General features: G+C 54.9%; 1 rRNA gene. It reads left to right on the top strand.

Features of this window, described 5'->3' with window-relative positions:
- Window positions 1-448 (top strand): 16S ribosomal RNA (locus TE34_RS00010); the annotation flags it as partial.

The following is a 448-nucleotide window of genomic DNA, read 5'->3' as shown; positions in this document are numbered from 1 at the left end:
TTTCCCTTCGGGGACAGAGTGACAGGTGGTGCATGGTTGTCGTCAGCTCGTGTCGTGAGATGTTGGGTTAAGTCCCGCAACGAGCGCAACCCTTATTCTTAGTTGCCAGCATTTAGTTGGGCACTCTAAGGAGACTGCCGGTGACAAACCGGAGGAAGGTGGGGATGACGTCAAATCATCATGCCCCTTATGACCTGGGCTACACACGTGCTACAATGGATGGTACAAAGGGCAGCGAAGCCGCGAGGTGAAGCTAATCCCATAAAACCATTCTCAGTTCGGATTGCAGGCTGCAACTCGCCTGCATGAAGCCGGAATCGCTAGTAATCGCGGATCAGCATGCCGCGGTGAATACGTTCCCGGGCCTTGTACACACCGCCCGTCACACCACGAGAGTTGGTAACACCCGAAGTCGGTGAGGTAACCTTTTGGAGCCAGCCGCCTAAGG

Origin of the sequence: Ornithinibacillus californiensis (assembly GCF_001038485.1) — a bacterium.
GTDB classification, from domain to species: Bacteria; Bacillota; Bacilli; order Bacillales; family Amphibacillaceae; genus Ornithinibacillus; species Ornithinibacillus californiensis.
The sequence above is the reverse complement of the archived record's forward strand: the minus strand, read 5'-3'. Positions and strand labels throughout refer to the sequence as shown.